This is a genomic window from Noviherbaspirillum sp. ST9, from assembly GCF_048799745.1.
In the GTDB taxonomy this organism is placed as follows: Bacteria; Pseudomonadota; Gammaproteobacteria; order Burkholderiales; family Burkholderiaceae_D; genus Noviherbaspirillum.
The window spans coordinates 303,935-324,706 of record NZ_JBLWFR010000003.1 but is presented as its reverse complement, the minus strand read 5'-3'; the positions used below and the strand labels follow the sequence as shown (position 1 = coordinate 324,706).

Genomic DNA, 20,772 nt, shown 5'->3' with positions numbered 1-20,772 from the left:
AGCCCGCATTGTACGGCAGGTGTTACGTGCCCGCCTCCGTATTTCTACGTGCGCTGTCTGAGGAGAAGTTCGAGCAGCGGCTGCAATTCCTTGGGCAGCTTTCCGATGTGCGGCAGGACTTCCTCGCGCCGCCCCTCTTTTACCCATTGCACCAGGGTTGCAAGGTCGGGGGACTCGATTTTTGTGGCGGTGTCTGCCGGCGCCGAGACGCGAACGAACGCTGTTTCCCCTCGCTCAAGGGCGTCTTGCTCTTCCTGTCCGACGACGCCGGCAACGGCCTGGTTCATGCCGAGACTGGCCCGGCGAGCGGCGAGGTCACATAACGCCGGCAGGTTCACGCTTGTTTCAACAGCATTGATTGCAACCAGCCCGCAGCTCGCACCAAAGGACATATCACTATCCTTCACAAGGTGAGCATTGCTGATGGCGCTGCAAACCCTCTGTGCGAAAATGCGCGCCGCCTCGCGATTGATACCGCTGGTGACGAGGGTGAAATCCGCATCGCCGGTTTTGGCCACGAGGTCACTCCCTCTAACAGTCCGGAGAAGCAACTGCCCTATCGCGTCGACAACGCTAGATGGAGGAAGCGCCGCGACACCTTCCAGGGCGACATGGCGGATGCCGATGCGGACATTCAGTACGACGAAGTTTTTCTTCCCTACGGCGGCCTGCGCGAGCTGCTTGTCCGCCTGCTCCGACAGTTCGTCGGATGACAGCAATGGGATTTGCGGGCCGGACGCCGCGTCCTTGAGCAGTGTTTCAAGACTGCGCTCGAATTCGCGCTGCGTGCCGACAAGTTTGGACAAAATATCAAGACGGGACAGAAGCTGCGCCGTGCCGATGCCCTTGGTGATCAGGTCAGTCGCGCCTGCCGCCTTGACGCGCTCCCGTTCTTCGCGCTCGTCGCTGCCTGAGACGACCACGACGGGAATATCGCGGATGCGGCTGACTTTCGACGCACGGATGCGCTTGAGTAACCCATAGCCATCCAGCTTGGGCATCGTCAAATCGGTAATGACGACCCGGATGCTCGGATCCAGCAGCAAGGTTTCCCAAGCCTGCTCGCCATCGAGCGCCTCGCGGAACTCGAACATCCCTTCAATGTGCTTGATCAGGGTGGCGCGCACGATACGCGAATCATCCGCAATCAGTACGCGCGGCTTGACGGGTAGGTCCAGCGATGTATGTGAGGTCATGCCAAATGGTGAAAAGCCGCTTTCGAACAAGCATAACCTCCTGTAACAAATTTTGACAGCAACTCCCCGCTTACCGTACATTGAGGCGGTCAAAGCAGCACATCGTTATAAATATGACAACTTCGTTTCACTTCATTCGCTACCTGCTGAGTGCAAGCGCCTGCGCGCTGTGCCTCGCAATGCCGGCTCTCGCCGCAGAGCCAGTGCCGAATGAGCCGCCGACCGCATTGGCAAAACTGCAAGGATTTACTTCCAAGGCGTCCGAACTGGCGCTGCACGCCATGAGCCTGATCGGCATCCGCTACAAGTATGGTGGAACGACGCCTGAAAACGGCCTCGATTGCAGCGGCCTGGTGCGTTATCTGTTCAAGGAAGCGTGGGGCAAGGAGTTGCCGCGTACGTCGGTAGAAATCAGCCAGGTAGGCGAAAAGATCGACACCCACGAACTCCAGCCAGGCGACCTGGTGTTCTACAACACCTTGCGCCGCGGCTTTTCCCACGTCGGCGTCTACCTCGGCGACAACAAGTTCATCCATGCGCCATCCGGCGGCGGACAGGTGCGTATCGAAAGCATGGACATGAGTTACTGGAAAAACCGCTTCAACGGCGCCCGGCGCATCAACCAGGCGGAATGACCCCTACTGCTCGCGCCTGGCCGCGAGCTTGCGCTTGATCTCCGGCATCAATGCCGATGCCGCCTGCTCCCCGGCAAGGATTGCGGTATTCCGGCCGGTGAAATCATTTCCCTTCATCGACCCCAGCCTGGGCTGGATGACGACATCCGCATCCTTCAGCTCGTACGTGTTGATGCTTTGCCCCATGATGGCAAAGGTTTGCAAGAGCACTTCCAGCGTACTGGCTGAGGCCTGCGCGTCTGGCTGCGCGGAAATATTGACGGCAATGACAAAGTCCGCGCCCATTTCGCGTGCGAACCGTACCGGCACCGGGGAGACGAGGCCACCGTCGACGTAGGACCGCTCGCCGATGCGCACGGGTTGGAAGACGCCAGGCACTGCCGAAGAGGCACGGATCGCAGCGCCTGTATTCCCGCGCTGGAAAAGGATAGGCTCTCCATTTTTCAAGTCGGTGGCCACGGCACCGAAAGGCAGCTTCAATTTTTCCAGCGGCACATTATTGACGGTCTTGTTCACGTAATTCTGCAAGGCCTCCCCTTTGAGTACGCCGGTCGCTTTTGCAAACATGGGGACAGACCAATCGGAAATGGCTGCTTCGTCCATTTCAAGGGCGAGCTTGTGCAGCGCGAACCCGTTGTTGCCAGCCGCGTACAGCGCACCGACCAGACTGCCCGCGCTCGTGCCGACGACGAGATCGGGAACGATCCCCTGCGCCTCCAGTGCCTTGATGACCCCGATGTGTGCAAACCCGCGCGCGGCGCCGCCGCCGAGCGCGAGCCCGATCTTTACCGGGCGTATGGACTTGACCGTGGCTGTGGACGGTTGTGCGGTGACGGGCGAAGAAACAGGCGGCGTGCTGCAACCGGCAACGAACAGGACGAGGGCCGACAGGAAAGATACCAAGGGGATGCGAGTCATGAAGCAATACAAGGGTGTCACGAAGATGGAGAGCGCATTGTATCGGAGGATATGCGCCCTTCCTTAATGAGAATCATTCCTATTTAAATAAAAAGCTGCTATATTCGGCGTGGCTGAAAATCATCCACAACAAGGAAAAATAATGAAACCCACCCTCCGTACGAAGATTGCCGCCGCCCTCGTCGCGGTAGCCGCAACCGGTTTCGCACACGCTCAGGAAAACGTCCTGAACCTCTATTCCGCCCGCCACTACCAGACGGACGAACAGCTTTACTCCAACTTCACCAAGCAGACCGGCATCAAGATCAACCGTATCGAAGCGGACGACAACGCCCTGCTGGAGCGCCTCAAGAACGAAGGCAAGAACAGCCCGGCTGACGTCATCCTCATGGTCGATGCCGCCCGTCTGTGGCGCGCACAGATCGACGGCCTGTTCCAGCCAGTCAAGTCGAAGGTGCTGGATTCCCGCATCCCGGCAAACCTGCGCGGCAAGGACGACGGCAAGGGTTCCGAATGGTACGGCTTCTCCACCCGCGGCCGCATCATCGTCTATAACAAGGCAAACGTGAAGCCGGAAGATGTCGCAACTTACGAGTCGCTGGGCGATCCGAAGAACAAGGGCAAGGTCTGCACCCGCTCGGGCTCGCATCCCTACATGCTGTCCATGATCGGTTCGATGATCGAGCGCAACGGCGAAGCCGAGACCGAGAAATGGGCGCAAGGCGTGGTCAACAACTTCGCACGTCCCCCGCGCGGCGGCGACACCGACCAAATCAAGGGCGTCGCCACCGGGGAGTGCGGCGTAGCGGTTGCGAACACCTACTACTATGTCCGCCTGCTGCGCTCGACCAAGCCGGAAGAGAAGGAAATGATGACCAAGGTCGGCTTCGTTTGGCCGAACCAGAAGACCTCCGGCACGCACCTGAACATTTCCGGCGGTGGCGTCGCAAAGAACGCGCCGCACCGTGAAGCCGCGGTCAAGTTCCTCGAGTACCTGGCGAGCGATGAAGCGCAAGGCTACTTCGCCAACGGCAACAACGAGTGGCCGGTTGTTTCCTCCGCCGTCGCGAAGAACCCGACGCTGGAAGAAATGGGCAAGTTCAAGGCCGAGAACATCTCGATCGCGACCATCGGCAAGAACCAGGTCGCCGCACAGCGCATCCTCGATCGCGTCGGCTACAAGTAATTCCTCCGTACCAGGGGATCCGGAGACGGGTCCCCTCCTCTCCTGCTTCCGCATTCAGGAAGCGCAAAAATCCCGTGATTTACCAACGGCAAGTTCAGCTTTCCGCGACAAGTTTCCTTGAAAACTTGACGATGAAGGTGCTGCCCTGCTCCGGTTCGGATTCGATGACGAGCGTGGCATCGTGACGCAGCAGCACGTGCTTGACGATCGCGAGCCCCAGGCCGGTTCCTTGCGTTTCGCGGGAACGGCCCTTGTCCACGCGGTAGAAACGCTCCGTCAGGCGCGCGATATGCTCGGGACGGATGCCGATGCCGTTGTCCCGGACGACGAACTGGGGGCCGGAATCCTTGTCTTCCCAGCTGATGTCGATTTTGCCTCCCTGGGGGGTGTAGCGGATCGCGTTCGTGACGAGATTGCCGAAGGCACTGCGCAACTCCTCTGTCCCGCCTTTCAGGTCCGGTCCGCCAAGCTGCAGTGAAATCGTGTGCCGGCCCGCGGACAGCGCCACCGCCTCCTGCTCAATCTGCTCCAGCAGCATGCGGATGTTCACTTTCTCCGGACGCAAGGGATAATCGACCGACTCGAGCCGGGTCAGCGTCAACATGTCCTCGACCAGGTTCTGCATGCGCTGGCCCTGTTCGCTCATCAGCTTCAGATGGGACATGCGCGTCTGCGGATCGAGGTTGGGCTGGCTCGTGGCTATCTCGAGGAAGCCGTTGATGACGGTCAACGGCGTGCGCAGCTCGTGCGATGCGTTGGCGATGAAGTCGCGCCGCATCATGTCGATGCGCTCCGCATCGGTGATGTCATGCGTGACGAGGATCTGCCGGCGGTTTTCAAAGGGAATGATCTGGACCACCAGCTTGCGGTCCTTGAATCCGATCGTCAGCGGCTCATCGTAGCGGCCGAGGATGATGTAATCCATGAACTCCGGCGTGCGGACGAGGTTGGTGACGCGCATGCCCTTGTCGCGGTCGAGCTGCAAGCCGAGGTGTTTCTCCGCCGCGGGATTGCACCATTCGAGGAACAGCACGTCGTCCATGATGACCACGCCGTCGGGCAGCAAGCTCATCGCCTGGCGGAAGCGCGTGAGCCACTCGGTCAGCTCGGCCTGGTTTTTTTCGTCGCCGCGGCGCATGCGATAGAGGCGCGAAAAAATATCCGTCCATGCACCCCACCCATCGGGAAGCTTGGCGCTGTTCGGGTCTTCGAGCCACTGGGATAGCTGGAAGAGGTAATGCAGTTGGACGATGAGCAGGATCAGCAGGCCTGCAATCACGGCGACGACGCCGGCGAACATGCCGAACAAGTACCAGAAGACAGCGGCACCGGCAAGAACGATGGACAGGCGCAGTCCGGCCGGAATCCAGAAAAGCAGGCGAGGATTCATACAGGGAAATTATTTCTCGGACAGCATGTATCCTACACTGCGCACTGTCTTGATGAGGGACTCCGCTTCCTTGAGCGCCTTGCGCAGGCGAAGGACGTGCACGTCGACCGTGCGTTCCTCGATCACCACGTGATCGCCCCACACCTTGTCCAGCAGCTGGCTGCGCGAGAAAACGCGCTCGGGATGGGCGAGGAAGAATTTGAGCAGTTTGTATTCCGCGTGGCCAATCTCGATCTTCTGTCCGTGCAGCATGACGGAGCAACTGACCGGGTCGAGCGTCACCACCCCGGCAGTCATCAGGCTTTGCGCATGCTCGGGCGCCTTGCGCCGCAACAGCGCCTTGATGCGCGCCGTCAACTCGCGCGGCGAGAACGGCTTGGTGATGTAGTCGTCGGCGCCGTTGTCGAGGCCGGCGATCTTGTCCTCTTCCATGCTCTTGGCGGTCAGCATGATGACAGGCAGTTCGTTGAGCTGCCTGTCGCCGCGAATGCGTGAGAGCAGGCGCAAGCCGGACTGGTCGGGCAGCATCCAGTCCAGCAGCACCATCTGCGGCGTACGGCGCTGGATAAATTCCCAGGCGTCGGCCACCGTACTCACGGACAGGCAGTTCCAGCCTGCCTCCTTCAGGGTGAAGGAGACGAGTTCGACGATCGCGGGTTCGTCTTCAACGACAAGGATGGTAGTTTTGTCTGCGGCCATATTCAGACTTTGCTGTCCAGCTTCGTATAAACGTAGTCAGTATGACGGATATCCTTGCCTTCGACGATATAGATCACGTACTCGGCGATGTTCTTCGCGTGGTCACCGATGCGCTCTACCGCCTTGGCTACCCATAGCGTGTCCAGCGCGGCGGAAATCGTGCGCGGGTCTTCCATCATGAATGTCACCATGGCGCGCGTGATCGAGCGGAACTCGTGGTCGATCGTTTCATCGGCGGCAATGATCCGCGCTGCCTGCTTCTCGTCGAGGCGGGCGAAAGCATCCAGTGCATCGTGCAGGGAAGCCGCCGCGTTGGAAGCCAGCACGCGAACCAGTTCGTAATGATTGAGGACGCCGACCGTGCCGCGTTCGTGCAGGTGCTTAGCGGTGCGCGCGATCTTGGTCGCCTCGTCGCCAATGCGCTCGAGGTCGGTAATCACCTTCAGCGTCGCCATGACAGTGCGCAGGTCGTTCGCGGCGGGCTGGCGCTTGACGATGAGATGGCTGCACGCGTCGTCGAGCGTCACTTCGAGGCGGTTCACGTTTTCGTCCGACTTGATCACCTGCTCCGCCTTTACGACGTCGCCGCCGCGAAAGCATTCCATCGCGTCATTGAACTGGCTTTCCACCAGGCCGCCCATGGTCAGCACCTTGGAGCGGATGGTTTCGAGGTCCATGTCGTAGGCCTTGGAAGAGTGGTCGCCTGGCATAGGGTTCTCCTTGTGTCTGTGTGTCTCAGCCGAAGCGGCCGGTAATGTAATCCTGCGTTTCCTTCTTCGCCGGATTCATGAAGATCTGGTCGGTCTCGCCGAATTCCACCAATTCACCCAGGTACATGTAGGCAGTGTAGTCCGAGCAACGGGCCGCCTGCTGCATGTTGTGCGTGACGATGGTGATGGTGTAGTCCTCTTTCAGCTCGGCGATCAGTTCCTCGATCTTGGCGGTTGAAATCGGGTCAAGGGCGGAGGTCGGCTCGTCGAGCAACAGGACGTCGGGCTTGACGGCGACGCTGCGCGCAATGCACAGGCGTTGCTGCTGGCCGCCCGAGAGGGAAAGGCCACTCTTGTTGAGCTTGTCCTTCACTTCGGTCCACAAGGCCGCCTTCTTCAGCGCCCATTCGACGCGTTCATCCATTTCACCCTTGGACAGGTTTTCGTAGAGGCGCACGCCGAAGGCGATGTTCTCATAGACCGACATCGGAAACGGCGTCGGCTTCTGGAACACCATGCCGACCTTGGCGCGGAGCATGTTGACGTCCTGGCCGGGTTCGAGGATGTTGCGGCCGTTATAGACGATCTTGCCCTCGGCACGCTGGCCGGGATACAGGTCGTACATCCGGTTCAGCGTGCGCAACAGGGTCGACTTGCCGCAGCCGGAGGGGCCGATGAAGGCCGTGACCTTCTTTTCGTAGACGTTAAGGTTGATGTTCTTCAGGCCCTGGAACCCGCCGTAGAAGAAGTTCAGGCCGGAGATTTCGAGCGTCGGTTTCACGGCGGTCATGGTCATGGAATCGTTCATGTCAGTTCGGGGCTTTCTGGCTGAGCAGGGTGCGCGAGAGAATGTTCAGGCCGAGCACGCTGAAGGTGATCAACAATGCCCCGCCCCATGCCAGGTCGCGCCAGTTGTCATAGGGGCTCATTGCAAACTGGAAGATGACGACCGGCAGGTTGGCCATCGGCGCATTCATGTTGGCGCTGAAGAACTGGTTGTTCAGGGCGGTGAACAGCAGCGGCGCGGTTTCGCCGGAGATGCGGGCCACGGCCAGCAGCACGCCGGTGATCACGCCGGCCTTGACGGCGCGCAGGCGAACCATCATGGCGACTTTCCAGCGCGGCGCGCCGAGCGCGAACGCCGCTTCGCGCAGGCTGCTCGGCACCAGCTTGAGCATGTTGTCGGTGGTGCGTACGACGACCGGGACAGCGATCAGCGAAATCGCGAAGGTGCCGGCCCAGCCGGAGAAGTGCTTCACGTTAGCGACGTAGATGGCATAAACAAACAGGCCGATCACGATCGACGGCGCCGACAGCATGATGTCGGTGACGAAGCGCGTGAGCTGGGCCAGCCAGCTTTCCTCGCCATATTCGGCCAGGTAGATGCCGGCCAGGATGCCGATCGGCGTGCTGATCAGCGTCGCGGCGCCAACCATCAGCAGGCTGCCGAAAATAGCATTCATCAGGCCGCCGCCGTCGCTGCCGGGCGCCGGCGTAGTCTGCGTAAACATCGCCAGGCTGAGGGCGCCGAAGCCCTTCACCAGCAATGTGAAGAGGATCCACGCCAGGAAGAACAGGCCGACGGCCATCGCGGCGATGGAGAGTGCGATGCCGATACGATGGGTCCAGAGGCGTTTGCGGTAGACAGGGTTCATGATTTCGCTCCTTCCCGGCGCGACAGGCCCATCAGCATGAGCTTGGCTGCGGTGAGCACGATGAAGGTGATGACAAACAGGATCAGGCCGAGCGCAAACAGCGACGACACGTGCAGCGTCGATTCGGCTTCGGCGAATTCATTGGCAAGCGTGGACGCGATGCTGTTGCCCGGCGCAAAGAGCGACCAGGACAGCTTGTGCGCGTTGCCGATGACGAAGGTGACCGCCATGGTTTCACCCAGGGCGCGGCCGAGGCCGAGCATGACGCCGCCGACCACGCCGGTCTTGGTGTACGGCAGCACGACCTTGCGCACCACTTCCCACCGCGTGCAGCCAAGGCCGTAGGCGGATTCCTTGAGCACGGCGGGGACGATTTCAAACACGTCTCGCATCACCGAGGCAATGAAGGGAATGATCATGACCGCAAGGATCAGGCCGGCGGTCAGGATGCCGATACCCATCATCGGTCCCTGGAAGAGCTGGCCGATGACGGGCAGCTGGCCGAGGGTTTTCTTCAAGATGGGCTGGATATGGTCGCCGAACAGCGGGGCGAAGATGAACAGTCCCCACATGCCGTAGATGATGCTGGGGACGCCTGCCAGCAGTTCCACCGCGGTGCCAAGTGGACGACGCAGCGCCGCGGGGCAGATTTCAGTCAGGAACAGTGCGATGCCGAAGCTGATCGGGAACGCAATCAGCAAGGCAATGACCGAGGTGGCTACCGTGCCGACGATGGCGATCAGCGCGCCAAACTGATCGTTGACCGGGTCCCACTCGACGGTGGTGATGAACGCCGGACCGAATTCCTTGAGCGCAGGCCAGGCACCGATGATCAGCGACACGATGATGCCTGCCAGGACCAGCAGCACGCTCAGGGCAAACGCGAGCGTCAGTTTGTGGAACAGGAAATCCTGAAGCCGCTGCTTGCGCATGGTGGAACCCATGGCCTTGGCGGCGGCTTGCTGTTCGGCGGATTTCTGTTCGGACGGGGCCATGGGGGCAGCGGCCGAAGAGGGATGTGCATTCATAGGCAAGTACCCTTGCGGGTTGTTGAGGCCGGGCGCGGGATCACCTTACGGTACTGGCGCGCCCAGGCTTGATGTTCCGGAACTGCCTTACCAGACGGCCTTGCCGGTACCGTCCTTCAGCTGTGCCTTCCAGGCGTCCTGGACCAGCTTCACGACCGGTGCGGGCATCGACACGTATTCCAGTTCGGTGGCCATCGCGCCGCCATTCTTGTACGCCCAGTCGAAGAACTTCAGCACTTCCTTGCCCTTTGCGCTGTCAGCCTGTGCCTTGTGCATCAGGATGAAGGACGCACCGGTGATCGGCCAGCTGTTCTTGCCTGCCTGCTCGGTCAGCACGACAGCAAAGCCGGGTGTCTTGGCCCAGTCTGCACCCGCGGCGGCGGCCTTGAAGGTGTCGTCATCCGGCTGCACGAACTGGCCGTCGCGATTCTTCAGCTGGGTGTGGGACATCTTGTTGCGCTTGGCATAGGCGTACTCGACGTAACCGATGGAGTTCTTGATGCGCTGGACGTTGGCGGCGACGCCTTCATTACCCTTGCCGCCTACGCCAGTCGGCCATTTCACTGCCGTGCCTGCGCCGACCTTGGACTTGAATTCCGCATTCACCTTGGACAGGTAGTCGGTGAACAGGAAAGACGTGCCGGAACCGTCGGCGCGGTGCACGACGGTAATGTCTTCCGACGGGAGCTTGACGCCTGCGTTCAGGTTGGCGATCTCCGGGGCATTCCACTTGGTGACCTTCCCGAGGTAGATGTCCGCCAGCACTGCGCCAGTCAGTTTGAGCTGGCCGGGCGCGACGCCTTCGAGGTTCACAACCGGCACCACGCCGCCCATGATGGCCGGGAACTGCATCAAGCCTTCGGACTCCAGGTCTTCTGCCTTCAACGGCATGTCGGACGCGCCGAAATCAACCGTCTTGGCCTTGATCTGCTTGATGCCGCCGCCGGAACCGATGGACTGGTAGTTCAGTCCGGTACCGCTGGCTTTCTTGTACTCTTCCGCCCATTTTGCATAGATCGGATACGGGAAGGTCGCGCCGGCGCCGGTGATGTCGGCGGCAACCGCCGAGGAAAACGTAAATGCAGCACCCGCAGCCAGTACAGCGGATGTAAGGAATTTGTTCAGTCGCATGTCTGCTCCGTGAAGTTGTCAAAGTAAGACAGCGCGAACTTTAGCGAAGGAATGTGACAGCTTTATGACACTGACTCGGCGTCATGTCATAAAGCGTGGAATGCCCGAATTCCTGTCATGAAGCGGTCATATTCGGTCCGGAATTGCTCTGGAACCGATTAATGCGGGGCAGGGAGATGGGAGAGAGGAAAGGATTCTCGTCAGCTGTCGGATGCCGCCGGACGAGATTGCATCATTGACAAGAAAGCAAACCGGCGAAATCAGCAACATGCTGACCTCGCCGGCAAATAGCTACTTCGTCCCGAACAAGCGATCGCCCGCGTCGCCGAGGCCGGGAACGATGTACGCGTCCTCGTCCAGATGGGAATCAAGCGAGGCGACGTACACCTTCACGTTCGGATGTGCCGCCTGGAAAACCGAGACGCCTTCCGGTGCGGCGACCAGTGCGAGGAAGACGATGCGGTCTTCCGGCACGCCGCGCTTGCGCAGCACGTCCACCGCATGCACGCCGGAATTTCCAGTGGCGAGCATGGGGTCGCACAGGATGAAGGTACGTTCCTGCAGGTCGGGCAGGCGTACGAGGTATTCGACCGGCTGATGCGTTTCCGGATCGCGATATACCCCAATGTGGCCGACGCGTGCCGACGGCACCAGGTCAAGCAAGCCGTCGCTCATCCCGATGCCGGCGCGCAGGACCGGCACCACGGCCAGCTTGCGGCCGGCGATCACGGGAGCGTCGATGGTCATGAGCGGCGTATCCATGCGCTTGGTCGTCATCGGCAGGTCGCGCGTCACTTCGTAGCCCATCAACAGGGTCAGTTCGCGCAGCAAGGTGCGGAAGGTGCGGGTCGACGTGTCCTTGTCACGCATGTAGCTCAGCTTGTGCTGGATCAGCGGGTGGTCAAGGATGAACAGGTTGGGAAAGCGGGGATCCTTTTTCATGATCGGGGTTCTCGTTGTGCTGGAATTCGCGCCAGTTTACCGCTTTCTCCCTGTACGGTCAGAGAATCCGTGAGATTGCGTGCAGGACGAGGCCGACCAGACCTCCCACCAGCGTACCGTTGATGCGGATGTATTGCAGGTCCTTGCCGACATGCAGTTCCAGCTTGCGGGACATGGTGTCGGCGTCCCATTTCCTGATCACGCGCGACACAAGGTCGGCGATCATCTCGCGCCGCGCCACGATGGTTTCCGTGGCAAAGATGCGTATCCACTGGTTGAGTTTGCGCTGTACCCGCGCGTCTCCCAGCAGTTCGTTGCCGATGGAGCGGAAACCCTGGTCGAGCCGCGCGGCAATGTGCGAATCCGGCGAGGCGATATCCGCTTCCAGCCGCGCCTTGATGTCGTGCCAGATGTTAATCATGTAATCGCGTGCCATCGGGTGACCGAGGATTTCGCTGAGCGCCGCATCGAGCTTTTCCTCGTAGGCCGGTGAAGTCCGCAACTGCTGGATGAAATCGTCGGCCATGTTCTGGAAGCGCAGGCGCCACTCGCTGTCCTCTTCCCGCATTTCATCCAAGGTGCTCTGCGCGGCGTCCAGCAGGCGATGGTAGAACTTTTCGTCAATCGCCTTGGGCAGCCAGCGCGGACTGTTCTCGTGGATCTTCCAGCGGATGTAATCCTTGTTGCGCTCGAGCGCGCGCGCGGCCACTTCGACCAGATGATTGAAGAAGGCCACGTGGCGGTTGCTCGCGACCAGCACTGACAGGATTTCGGCCACCATCGGTGCGAACTTGGTGTGCTCCATGGCAGAAGTCAGGCGACTGTGCATGAACTGCCGTACGTCCTCGTCCTCGATCACGCGCAGCATGGTCGGAATGCTGCGCACGACCTGGCGCGAGACCGCCTTGCTGTTTTCCGGCCGAGCCAGCCACGTTGCGGCGTAGCCGGCAAAGTCGATCGGGCGGATTTCCGCCCGGATGATTTCCTGCGTGATGAAGTTGTGTTCAAGGAAGTTGGACAAACTGTCGCCGATCCGATCCTTGTTGCGTGGAATGATTGCCGTATGGGGAATCGGCAGGCCAAGCGGATGGCGGAACAAGGCGGTGACCGCGAACCAGTCTGCGAGTCCGCCCACCATCGCTGCTTCGGCAAATGCCGCGACAAAGGAGAGATGGGGATAACGCGGCATCAGGGACCGCGAAATGAGGAACAAGACGGCCATGGCAACCAATAGGCCGGTGGCGAGGCTGCGTGTTTTCCTGAGTTGAACCGCCTGCTCTTGTTCGTGCATTGACCGGTCGATCCGAGAGAAAGATTCTGGTTACCGATTCGAGCGCGGAAGGTTGCGATTAGTTCATCGTTTGTTTCACCTCATCAACCTCGTTTCCGTTCATCAGGCTGTCATATTCCGCAGACACAATTGCTGGAAAACAACGAACGGAAAAAAGAATGACTGTGAAGATCGTGCTGTCTCCCGCAATTGCCCTGATGCAGAAGATGCGCCTGCTCCCCAAGTTTGCGCTGATCACGCTGGTATTCATGACGCCTCTTCTGCTGGCCCTTGTCCTGCTCTACGCGGAACTGCACAAGGCCGTCAGCGCGGCCGAACGGGAACGGACGGGCGTCGCCTATGCATCCGCGCTGCAAGACCTGACCTACCTGGTGCAGAAACACCGCGCGCTGCGTCACATGCAGCTTTCCGGCATCGCCGGCGTACAAGACCAGGCGGAACAAACAAGAAAAGAAATCGCGTCCAGCGTGGCCCGTCTCGACGCTGCCCACCGGTCGTCGGAGGCACTCGGACTTGGTCCTGTGTGGCCAGCCATCCTTCACGCCTGGATGGAAATCGAACGGAAAATGCCGTCGGCAAAGGCGAAGGATAGCTATGCGGACCACTCGGCCGTCATCGAACAGCTTGCCAGGCTGCTCGACCTCGTCGCAGACCGGTCCGGGCTGACGCTGGATCCGGAGCTCGACAGCAATCGGCTCAGCGCCCTGCTTGTCAATGGCTTTCCGCCTGTCGTCGACATGCTGTCGACGATCGCCGGGCGCGGCGCCGCGTACATCGACACCGGACTTCTGGATGCCGGCGAAGACATGTTGCTCAACTCGAGCGTCATGGTCGCCCGCCGGGACCTTGACCGGATTCCTGCACAGCTCGACGCTGCATTCCGCGAGAACGCCGGCATCCGGCAGGCGCTGGAGACGCACAAGACGGCGGTTGCTCAGGCCGTGGCCTTTCTCGATCGCGCCCAGGACGAGGTGCTGAAGTCCTACAACCAGACATCGGGACAGCGGTTCTTCGACGCAGGCAACGCGAGCATGGGCAGTCTCCGCGCGGCGGCGCAAGCCTTGGCAACTGCGCTCGATGGCTTGCTGGCGCAGCGCATCGAACTTTATGCGGCGCGCATGTTCCTCATCGTGGCCGCCGCTGTCATTGGACTGGCGCTGACTGTCTACCTGCTGGCAGGTTTCTACGTATCGTTTTCGCGGGAAGTGCAGGCGCTGGAACAGGCGGCAAATCGCGCCGCGTCCGGCGACCTGAGTACTCGCCTGCAGTCCAGCGCAAGCGACGAGATCGGCGACCTCGCCCACACCTTCGGAAGGATGAACGCCGAACTGGCCCGGCTTGTCGCGCAAGTCCGCCAGGCGAGCGTGACGATCACGGCGACCGCACAGGAAATTGCCACCGACAGCAGCGATCTCTCCTTGCGCACCGAGTCCCAGGCCAGTTCGCTGCAAGAAACAGCCAGCTCAATGGAAGACCTGACGGTCGCCGTCAGGCAAAACGACCGTCACGCCGGCGAGGCCAACCTGCTGGCGCTCTCCGCGGCCGATATCGCGACGAAGGGCGGCGAAGCGGTCGCCGAGGTGGTCGAGACGATGGGGGCCATCAGGCTCAGCTCGTCACGCATCATCGACATCATCCAGGTCATCGACGGCATTGCCTTCCAGACCAATCTGCTTGCACTCAATGCCTCAGTCGAAGCCGCCCGCGCAGGTGAGCAGGGCCGCGGTTTTGCGGTCGTCGCGGCGGAAGTGCGCGGGCTGGCGCTGCGTTCCGCGGGCGCAGCGCGCGAAATCAAAACACTGATCGAACACTCCGTCCGCCAGGTTGAGCACGGCAACGCGCTTGTGCACTCTGCCGGCAGCACGATGGCGGAGGTAATCGCTTCGGTGCGCAAGGTGGTGCAGATCATGCACGACATATCCGAGGCAAGCCGGGAGCAGACACGGGGCATTGAACAGGTCAACCAGGCGCTCGGACACATGGACGAGGTGACACAGCGCAATGCGCTCCTGGTCGAGCATGCCGCGCATGCCGCGACATCCTTGCAGGAGCAGGCGGCCGGATTGTCGCAGGCGGTCGAAGTCTTCAAGCTTGCGGAAGCGGACCCGGCAGCCCTCCTCGCCACCGTTACGCCAATTCGAAACATGGGAAAGCGCATTGCGCGCCTGGCCTTCGACGACCGAACCTTGCTCGAGAAGCGCGCCTGACCGGTCGCCGCGCTTAGCGATAGCGGGCAATAATGGCGTTGAACCTGCCATTTGCCTTGATCTGTTCAAGCGCCGTTTGCAGTTTTTCGACCAGCCTGTCGTCGGTGTCCTTGTTGATGGCGTAGTAGTAGTGCTGCGATTCGGTGAGCGTGAAGACTTCGGTGTATGCGTCCGCCGGATAGCCCAGCTCCTTCAGGTTCCACATGATCACCGGTGCCCCGTAGGCCCACATGTCGACGCGGTCGGCCTGGAGCATCTTGGCCACGCTGACACCCGAATTGGCCTGGACGGTGCGATCCTTCTGTACGCCCAGGTTGGCAAGCAACTGTCCGCCGATATCTTCACGCACCACACCAATCTTGTAGGCGCCCAGCCGGAGGTCGTCCGCCGACTTGATGTGGATGGCCCGCTCTTTCTTTGCCACCAGCACGATACGTGACGGCATGATGGGTCCGACCCACTTGAACAGAGTTTCGCGCGCCTCGGTGCGCGTCGTCGAAAACAGGACGGTGTTCTTTTCCTTGAGCGCCGTTTCGTATCCCCTTGCCCACGGCCAGACCCGGATGTCCGCCCGGGTCTTCTTCGCGCCGGCCTGGACCAGCATTTCTTCCAGCACGTCGACCGCGATTCCCTGACGCCGGCCGTCGCGCTCGAAATTGAACGGGGGATAGTCCTCGGTGATGAACACGAGGTCGTCAACGGATTGCGCCGAAGCCGGCAGGCACGCAATCGCAACCGTCATGCCGGCCAGCAGATGGCGGATCCTGCGGAGGATGTCGGCGAAGCCTGGCAAGTTGAGGTTGCGCGTCATGATCCTGCCTTCCGGAATGAACAACTGAAAAATATTCTACGCCATGGTCACGTCGCCATCCATCGCGAGGGATGACGTATCGAGCGCCTTGCCCGCCCTTAGCATGGCGAGGAAGGCATCCGGATCAATGGGCGGGCTGAAGTAGAAGCCCTGCATTTCGTCACATCCGAACCCGGACAGGTGCCCGACCTGCGCTGGCGTCTCCACGCCCTCCGCCACGACCGTAACGTCCAGGTTGTGCGCCATGCCAATGATGGCATGGGCGAGCGTCGAATCGTCGGGGTTGCCGGTAATGTCCGAGACAAAGGAACGGTCCAGCTTGAGACGGTCGACGGGGAAACGCTTCAGGTACGCGAGGTTGGAATACCCCGTGCCGAAATCATCGATTGCGATGCTGATGCCCATTGCCTTGAGTTTCAGCAGCAGCAGGACTGTATGTTCAGGGCTGCGCATGGAGGCGCTTTCGGTGATTTCCAGCTCCAGGCAATGCGGCGGCAAGCCGGAAGCCTGCAGGGCGTTTGCGACTTCGGACTCGAATTCGGGCCGCACCAGCTGCTGCGCCGACAGATTGACCGCGACCTGAAGCCCGGGATAGCCGGCCTCGTGCCAGGTCTTTGCCTGCCTGCAGGCGGTACGCAACACCCACTCCCCTATTCCGGCGATCAAGCCGATTTCCTCGGCCAGCGGAATGAACTTCGCCGGCGCGACAAGCCCGAGCTCCGGATGGCGCCAGCGGACCAGTGCTTCCGCTCCGATGATGCGCCCGCTGCGCAGGTCGACGAGTGGCTGATACTGCACAAGAAACTCGTCGCGCTCCAGCGCGCGGCGCAACTGCGACTCCATGACGAGGTGTTCGTTGACCCGGCTGTGCATGTCGGCGGCATAACGCTCGACGCCGTTGCGGCCCTTTTCCTTTGCGTGGTACATCGCCGTATCGGCATACTTGAGCAGCGTGAACGTATCGGTCGCATCCTGCGGATAGACGCTGATGCCGATGCTGCAGGTCACGGAAATTTCCTGCTCGCCGAGCACCACCGGCTCGCTGACACGGTCCATGATCCGCCTAACCAGGGGCACGATTGCCTGCTCGTCGTCGATTTCCTCGAGCATGAAGACGAACTCGTCGCCGCCCAGCCGCGCGAGCGTATCTCCCTTGCGCGCGCATTCCGACATGCGTTCGGTGATGATCTTCAGCAATTCGTCGCCGGCGTCATGCCCGAGCGTGTCATTGACGTACTTGAAGCGGTCGAGGTCGAAGAACAGGACATAGAAGGGCGAACCGCTTCGGTTTGCATTGGCGATCGCCTGCTCCATCCTGTCCATGAGCAGCAGGCGGTTCGGCAAGCCGGTCAAGGCGTCGTGCAGCGCCTGCCTGCGCAGCTGCTCCTCGTAATCCTTGTGGCGCGTAATGTCGTGGATGACGGTCTGTATCGCCTGCTCGCCGCCGTACTGGAAGGCCGCGCGCCGGATCTCGACGTCGATCACCGTGCCGTCGAACCGGGTCATCTTTCCCTCGAACGAGCGCGACTCATTGTGCGACGTGAGCATTTCGACCATCTTTTCCTGCATGCGCTCGCGCCATCCGACGGGGACCAGCTGCAGCAAGGGCATCGCCTTCACCAGCTCGGCGTTCGGTGCGCCAAGCAGCGTCAAAGTGCCCTGGTTGACGAAAATGATCTTTTCGTCGCGCTCGATCATGATCGCGTCCGGCGACATTTCGACAACCTGCCGGTAACGCTCCTCGTTCTCGCGCGCGGCCTGCTCGGCGAGCTGGCGCTCGACCATCTCCCGGTTCAACTGCTGGATGGCCACTTCCTTTTCGGCGACCTTCTGCGCCAGTTCGTCTGTCCGGACCGCGACCAGTTCCTCCAGGCCCTGCCGATAGCGCGCCAGTTCGTCCACGTCGCGCCGGATGGAGCCGGCCATGTCGTTGAAGGCAGCCACCACGACATCCAGCTCATCCGGCACGGGCCGCTTCCGGCGGCGCAGCTGCAGCGGATCACCAAGATTAGACAGGTCGAGGCGTTGCGCATAGTTGGCAATGGCAGACAGGTGGCGGCTCACCAGGCGGCGGAAAATATAGAGCGTGAACAGCACGACAATGGCCGTCTTGGCTGATTGTGCGACGAGGATGAGAAGGACCTTGTCCTGCAGGTCGCTGTAAACATTGCCAAGACTGGCCGTCACCTCCAGTGTGCCGAGCGGCATGCGGCTTTCTTCGGTGCCGTTTTCGGAAAACTTGATCGGAATGGTGCGGCGGACGGTATCCGGGGCCAACGGCGTCTGCGAGCCGGCCCGGCCGAACAGCTTACCTGCGGGATCGCGCAACTCCACCAGGGCGATTCCGGGCAACTTGGCGATGCCCTCGAGCTGCTTGCCAGTCTGCTGCTCATCCATCGTCCAGAGCGACGCGCCGAGGCTGTCCGTGTACCCGCGCTCGATTTCGTCGAGCCGCAATTCCACTGCGGAGACGCCGTGGCGGTAATCGAGAAGAAGCTGCAAACCGGTGGAGAGGAAGGCGAGGAACGTGCTGCAGACAAGAATATAGGCGAGCACGCGACGACCGAGCGGGTCCGACTGCCGATAAGTGTTCAACCGTTTCCCCATAATCACAACCCGATCGCCACCAAAAGTTGCAACAGGGCAAGAATATCACTGAACCGAAAATCGCGGGGAAATAGCGAAGGCGGGGCGCCTGGAGCGGGAAGCTGTCGCGGCGAAGGACAACAAAAAACCCGCGTAACTGCTTGAGCTATCGCGGGCTTTTGGTTTTCGTCGGACTTTCAGGAAGTCCTTGGCGGAAAGGGAGGGATTCGAACCCTCGATACGCATAAACGTATACTGGATTTCGAGTCCAGCGCATTCGACCACTCTGCCACCTTTCCTGGTCGTCTTGCGGCGGGTAACAGCCGCAAAGCAAAAGAGTATAACAGGCTCCGATCCATTTCGGAAGAGTCCCTTGCTTTCCCCGCATCATCATCCTGTCATAAATCTTGTCTACTATTCACCAGCACGCACCATTACCAACAAGAAATTAAAGAAGGTTGTCTTGAACGCACAATCGGCAAACATGGCGAAGGCTGTCCACATGGGCGGTCATGGGCGAATCAGAATCTGGAGCCCTGCCGCCAACGACACGCAGGACTTGCAGGAAAAACAGCCTGAAAACAAGGACGCCATGCTGTTATCCCGCCTCAATGAAATCCTGGAACAGCGCCAGCTGAACGCACTCTTCCAGCCCATCATCAACATGCAGCGCGGCGAAATCGTCGGCTACGAAGGCTTGATCCGCGGCCCATCCGACAGTCCGCTGCATTCCCCCATGAACCTGTTCAAGGTCGCCCGCGCCCACGGCCTTAGCGTCGAAGTCGAGCACATGTGCCGGCGCGTCGTGATCGAACGTTTCGCCGAATTGGGCCTGCAAGGCAAGCTGTTCCTCAATGTCAGTCCTGAAATGCTGCTGCAGCCGCGCGCGCGCCACGGCGAAACGCTCGGCTACATCCAGGAAGTCGGCCTGAATCCCGACCGCGTGATTATCGAGCTGACGGAAAACCAGCCGACCTATGACTACGACCTGCTGCGCGAAGCCGCCAGGCACTACCGGGGGATGGGGTTCGAGATCGCCATCGACGACCTCGGTGAAGGTTTTTCCAGCCTGCGCCTGTGGTCGGAACTGCGCCCCGAGTACGTGAAGATCGACATGCACTTTGTCCAAGGCATCAACCAGGATCCGGTGAAACTGCAGTTCGTACGCTCCATCCAGGAAATCGCCGAGCAGTCGGGTACCGTCGTCATCGCGGAGGGCATCGAAACGCAGACGGAACTGTTGCTGATACGCGACCTGGGCATCGCCTATGGACAGGGTTACCACATCGCCCGGCCGCACGCGACGCCCGGCTCCGCCCTGTCGGCGGAAGTGGCGAAGAGCATCAATCACAATAATGTGGCCGTCTATCCCACCAAGAACGCTTTCGAGAACAGCGCAGTCACTGCGCTGCGCTTGCTCCGCATCGCTCCCGCCGCCCGGCCGGACATGACCAACACCGAAGTCTGCGACATGTTCAACGGCGACCCCGAACTGGAAGTGATTCCGGTGGTGGACAACGGCATGCCGGTGGGACTGATCACGCGGCGCGACCTGATCGACCGCTTTGCGCGCCTTTATTCACGCGACCTGTACGGGAAGAAGCCCTGCACCACCTTTATGGATTCCCGGCCGCTGATTACTGACAAGGACACCAGCCTGCAGGAACTGAGCCAGATCATCGTCGCAGCGGACCGGCACCACCTGTCGAACGGTTTCATCATCACGGACCAGGGCCGCTACCTCGGAATGGGCACCGGTCAGGATTTGATGCGGGAGATTACGCAGATGCAGATCAACGCGGCGCGGTACGCCAATCCGCTAACGCTATTGCCGGGCAACGTACCCATCAATGAGCATATCGACCGCCTGTTGCAGAACGGCGTGCGCTTTGCGGCCTGCTACGCGGACCTCGATCACTTCAAGCCGTTCAACGATGTGTACGGCTACCGGCGCGGGGACGACGTAATCCAGCTGACCGGACGAATACTCGGCAGGCACTGCGATCCGAATCGCGATTTCATCGGTCACATCGGCGGGGATGATTTCATCATCCTGTTCCAGAGCGAGGACTGGGAAGAGCGCTGCAATGCAGTCATCGACGCGTTCGCAGGAGCGATTCCCCATTTCTTCACGGAGGAAGACCGCGCGCGCGGCGGCTACCTGAGCGAGGACCGTCGCGGCCGCAAGGTCTTTCATTCGCTCATCAGTCTGTCACTGGGCGTCGTACGCGTCGATCCCGGGCAGTACGCGTCGCATCTTCAAATCGCGACGGCCGCCTCCGACGCCAAGAAACAGGCGAAAAAAATCCCTGGCAACAAGGTGTTCATCGAACGTCGCCAGGGATCTTTTTCAGCGGGCTGGCCCGAGTCTGCGTGACCGGCCTTTG

General features: G+C 60.7%; 17 protein-coding genes and 1 tRNA gene. 4 read left to right on the top strand and 14 right to left on the bottom strand.

The window, feature by feature from the left end; all coding sequences use genetic code 11:
* Positions 1–44: 44 nt before the first annotated feature.
* Entirely contained in the window at positions 45–1,226 is a 1,182-nt protein-coding gene (locus ACNOHI_RS07965; RefSeq protein ID WP_420474137.1) for a response regulator, read from the bottom strand.
* A 149-nt stretch (positions 1,227–1,375) separates the two neighbouring features.
* Between ACNOHI_RS07965 and ACNOHI_RS07960 the strand changes: the two genes are divergently transcribed.
* A complete protein-coding gene (locus ACNOHI_RS07960; RefSeq protein ID WP_420474353.1) occupies positions 1,376–1,831 on the top strand; it encodes a C40 family peptidase in 456 nt (151 codons plus the stop codon).
* A 3-nt stretch (positions 1,832–1,834) separates the two neighbouring features.
* On the opposite strand, the gene ACNOHI_RS07955 is transcribed toward ACNOHI_RS07960, so the two are convergent.
* Complete coding sequence (locus tag ACNOHI_RS07955) at positions 1,835–2,749, bottom strand: patatin-like phospholipase family protein (RefSeq protein ID WP_420474136.1); 915 nt, start codon at positions 2,747–2,749, stop codon at positions 1,835–1,837.
* 142 nt (positions 2,750–2,891) lie between these two features.
* Between ACNOHI_RS07955 and ACNOHI_RS07950 the strand changes: the two genes are divergently transcribed.
* Positions 2,892–3,935: a Fe(3+) ABC transporter substrate-binding protein gene (locus ACNOHI_RS07950; protein WP_420474135.1), complete on the top strand. Its 1,044-nt coding sequence runs from the start codon at positions 2,892–2,894 to the stop codon at positions 3,933–3,935.
* A gap of 94 nt (positions 3,936–4,029) precedes the next feature.
* Here the strand turns inward: ACNOHI_RS07950 and phoR are convergent, their stop codons facing one another.
* The 9 genes from phoR to ACNOHI_RS07905 form a co-directional block, all read right to left on the bottom strand.
* Positions 4,030–5,325 (bottom strand): phosphate regulon sensor histidine kinase PhoR, encoded by a 1,296-nt coding sequence (phoR, locus tag ACNOHI_RS07945; RefSeq protein ID WP_420474134.1) that lies wholly within the window; start codon positions 5,323–5,325, stop codon positions 4,030–4,032.
* A 9-nt stretch (positions 5,326–5,334) separates the two neighbouring features.
* A complete protein-coding gene (gene phoB / locus ACNOHI_RS07940) occupies positions 5,335–6,024 on the bottom strand; it encodes a phosphate regulon transcriptional regulator PhoB (RefSeq protein ID WP_420474133.1) in 690 nt (229 codons plus the stop codon).
* Between the two features lie 2 nt (positions 6,025–6,026).
* Positions 6,027–6,734 carry a phosphate signaling complex protein PhoU gene (gene phoU / locus ACNOHI_RS07935; protein WP_420474132.1) on the bottom strand — a complete coding sequence of 236 codons (708 nt, stop codon included), beginning with the start codon at positions 6,732–6,734 and terminating at the stop codon, positions 6,027–6,029.
* A 25-nt stretch (positions 6,735–6,759) separates the two neighbouring features.
* Positions 6,760–7,542 (bottom strand): phosphate ABC transporter ATP-binding protein PstB, encoded by a 783-nt coding sequence (gene pstB, locus ACNOHI_RS07930; protein WP_420474131.1) that lies wholly within the window; start codon positions 7,540–7,542, stop codon positions 6,760–6,762.
* A gap of 1 nt (position 7,543) precedes the next feature.
* Positions 7,544–8,389, bottom strand: a complete 846-nt coding sequence (gene pstA, locus ACNOHI_RS07925) for a phosphate ABC transporter permease PstA (RefSeq protein ID WP_420474130.1) — start codon at positions 8,387–8,389, stop codon at positions 7,544–7,546.
* On the bottom strand, positions 8,386–9,384 hold the full coding sequence (gene pstC, locus ACNOHI_RS07920) for a phosphate ABC transporter permease subunit PstC (protein WP_420474352.1): 999 nt from the start codon (positions 9,382–9,384) through the stop codon (positions 8,386–8,388). Before pstC ends, pstA begins: the two co-directional genes overlap by 4 nt.
* A gap of 120 nt (positions 9,385–9,504) precedes the next feature.
* Positions 9,505–10,548 (bottom strand): phosphate ABC transporter substrate-binding protein PstS, encoded by a 1,044-nt coding sequence (pstS, locus tag ACNOHI_RS07915; RefSeq protein WP_420474129.1) that lies wholly within the window; start codon positions 10,546–10,548, stop codon positions 9,505–9,507.
* A gap of 291 nt (positions 10,549–10,839) precedes the next feature.
* Positions 10,840–11,490, bottom strand: a complete 651-nt coding sequence (gene upp, locus ACNOHI_RS07910; RefSeq protein WP_420474128.1) for a uracil phosphoribosyltransferase — start codon at positions 11,488–11,490, stop codon at positions 10,840–10,842.
* Positions 11,491–11,548: 58 nt separating this feature from the next.
* Positions 11,549–12,781, bottom strand: a complete 1,233-nt coding sequence (locus ACNOHI_RS07905; protein WP_420474127.1) for a DUF445 domain-containing protein — start codon at positions 12,779–12,781, stop codon at positions 11,549–11,551.
* 158 nt (positions 12,782–12,939) lie between these two features.
* On the opposite strand from ACNOHI_RS07905, the gene ACNOHI_RS07900 reads away from it, so the two are divergent.
* On the top strand, positions 12,940–14,988 hold the full coding sequence (locus ACNOHI_RS07900; protein ID WP_420474126.1) for a methyl-accepting chemotaxis protein: 2,049 nt from the start codon (positions 12,940–12,942) through the stop codon (positions 14,986–14,988).
* A gap of 13 nt (positions 14,989–15,001) precedes the next feature.
* Here ACNOHI_RS07900 and ACNOHI_RS07895 read toward each other — a convergent pair whose 3' ends face one another.
* The 3 genes from ACNOHI_RS07895 to ACNOHI_RS07885 form a co-directional block, all read right to left on the bottom strand.
* On the bottom strand, positions 15,002–15,799 hold the full coding sequence (locus tag ACNOHI_RS07895) for a substrate-binding periplasmic protein (RefSeq protein ID WP_420474125.1): 798 nt from the start codon (positions 15,797–15,799) through the stop codon (positions 15,002–15,004).
* A 36-nt stretch (positions 15,800–15,835) separates the two neighbouring features.
* On the bottom strand, positions 15,836–18,394 hold the full coding sequence (locus ACNOHI_RS07890; protein ID WP_420474124.1) for an EAL domain-containing protein: 2,559 nt from the start codon (positions 18,392–18,394) through the stop codon (positions 15,836–15,838).
* A gap of 200 nt (positions 18,395–18,594) precedes the next feature.
* Positions 18,595–18,684, bottom strand: a tRNA-Ser gene (locus tag ACNOHI_RS07885).
* 293 nt (positions 18,685–18,977) lie between these two features.
* On the opposite strand from ACNOHI_RS07885, the gene ACNOHI_RS07880 reads away from it, so the two are divergent.
* Positions 18,978–20,762 (top strand): GGDEF domain-containing protein, encoded by a 1,785-nt coding sequence (locus ACNOHI_RS07880; RefSeq protein ID WP_420474351.1) that lies wholly within the window; start codon positions 18,978–18,980, stop codon positions 20,760–20,762.
* Positions 20,763–20,772: the final 10 nt, after the last annotated feature.